Source organism: Enterobacter sp. SECR19-1250, assembly GCF_013391025.1.
In the GTDB taxonomy this organism is placed as follows: Bacteria; Pseudomonadota; Gammaproteobacteria; order Enterobacterales; family Enterobacteriaceae; genus Enterobacter; species Enterobacter cloacae.
Window position 1 is genome coordinate 1 of record NZ_JACASJ010000236.1, and the last position, 2,093, is coordinate 2,093.

Consider the following 2,093-nt stretch of genomic DNA (forward strand, 5'->3'; position numbering starts at 1 on the left):
GCTCCGGATGAATATGATGATCTCATATCAGGAACTTGTTCGCACCTTCCCTAACCGACCCGCCACCCGGCGGGTTTTTTATGCGTTGAGGAAAGGTGGCGTTGCAAACGGCGCACCGGTGTGGGCATCGGCTTCGCTGATAACTATGACTTTATGTTTCCCCGGGGCATAAAATCGTTTTAAACAGCCTAATTAAAGATACCTATTTTTTTGACTTGAACACAAACACAATATTCATCAGTTTCGCTAACCCCTTATTAAACATTCTAATTATTGCAAAAACGAGTAAAATAAAGAATGACGCGCGGGATTTAACGGGTTATAAACTTTACCTCTCTTAACACTTTTGTAACGTCATTGAGGTAAACCCGTGAAGCAGGTTGGCATTGTTGGTTGGCGCGGTATGGTTGGGTCAGTATTGCTGCAACGCATGCTCGAAGAAAATGATTTTAATGATATTGCAGCCAGTTTTTTTAGTACCTCTTCTGTTGGGGCACCTGGGCCTGTCATTAATGGTGTCCGTTCGGTACTTAAAGATGCGTATTCCCTGGATGCGCTGGCGGAAATGGATATCATCATTACCTGCCAGGGCGGTGAATATACAAAATCGATGTATCAATCATTAATTGATCATGGTTGGGAAGGTTACTGGATCGATGCCGCATCAGCGCTGCGAATGGACGAAAGAGCTTGTATCATCCTGGATCCTGTGAACCGTGAAAATATCAATGATTCCATCAAAAAGGGCGGTAAACTTTTTGTAGGCGGAAACTGTTCAATCACCTTAAGCCTGATGGGGCTCGCCGGTTTGATCAAGGCCGATCTCATTGAATGGATGAGCGTGATGACCTATCAGTCAGCTTCGGGGGCGGGTGCAAAGCATGTCCGCGAGTTGATCGCCCAAAGTGCATTTGTCACCCGAAATTTAACCCCCGATGAGCTGGAAAACGCAGGCTCGGTGCTTCCTCTGGTCAATAAAGTCAGCGAACTGATTAACAGCAGTGACTTGCCTGTTGAGAATTTTGGCGCGCCGCTGATGGGGAGCATCATTCCCTGGATTGATAGCGACCTGGGGGATGGCAATAGCCGCGAAGAGTGGAAGGGAGAAGCAGAAACAAATAAAATCCTTGGCCTGAAAAAAGGCACCATCCCGGTTAATGGTCTGTGCATTCGTGTTGGTGTAATCAGGTGCCATAGTGCGGCCATTACAATGAAACTCAAACGCGAAGTGGATGAAGCTGAATTTGCTAAAAGGGTAAGCGACGCTCATCCCTGGGTAAAATACGTCCCTAATAATAAAGAGGCCAGCGTCAGCCAGCTTACTCCCGCACATATTAGCGGCACGCTTAAGGTTGGCGTAGGGCGTTATAAAAAAATGGCGCTAAATAATGAACCTGTTTATTCGGTATTGACCGTTGGGGATCAACTATTATGGGGGGCGGCGGAACCATTACGCCGCATGCTTAATATTTTGCTTAACAGAATATAATGGGTTTAGACCTGTTATTCATTATTAGCTGAAAACAGAACCGGGCGGACAGCCCGGTTTTTTTTGCGCGTTAATGCGGAATAATTTGATCTGGGTTAAAAAAATAAACAATGTTTTGCTTAAGGAGGCTTCGCTATAAAAATTTGTGTTTTTTTGCCGATAACTGTGGATAGCACAAAAATAACGTAATAGCAGTTAAGAAGGCGAAGAATGACCATACCTCAGAAGACCCCTGACTTTACGGATAGCGAGCATTCTAAGGGACTGATAAATAAAACGTTTACCTATATTGTTACCTTGTTGATAGGTATTTTTATCGCAGCGATAGTGTCATTGCTGATCATTAAAAACAATGTTAATAAAATCAGCGATAAACATGACGAGTTTTTGTTAAGGCAAGCATTAGACGCCCGCCAGGAAAACATGCGCAGCCATTTGAAAGATAATGCTGAGTGGGGAGATGCTTACAAACATCTTCATCAAAAAACTGACCTGAACTGGGCATGGGATAAGCAGAATCTGGGCAAGTCTCTGTATGATAACTTTGGCTGGCTTTGTTGAATAAATCAGATTTCGGGTAAGTCTCCCCCGTAGCGGGTTGTGT

At 44.4% G+C, this 2,093-nt stretch carries 2 protein-coding genes; both read left to right on the plus strand.

Translation table 11 applies throughout. From position 1 onward, the window contains the following. The first annotated feature begins 370 nt into the window (after nt 1-370). Nucleotides 371-1,489, plus strand: a complete 1,119-nt coding sequence (asd, locus tag HX884_RS26225) for an aspartate-semialdehyde dehydrogenase (protein ID WP_178329019.1) — start codon at nt 371-373, stop codon at nt 1,487-1,489. 210 nt (nt 1,490-1,699) lie between these two features. Next, a complete protein-coding gene (locus HX884_RS26230) occupies nt 1,700-2,050 on the plus strand; it encodes a hypothetical protein (RefSeq protein WP_249166297.1) in 351 nt (116 codons plus the stop codon). Nucleotides 2,051-2,093: the final 43 nt, after the last annotated feature.

Coding starts and splice junctions, on each gene's coding strand:
- HX884_RS26230 (WP_249166297.1), top strand. CDS start 1,700: ATGACCATACCTCAGAAGACCCCTGACTTTACGGATAGCGAGCATTCT.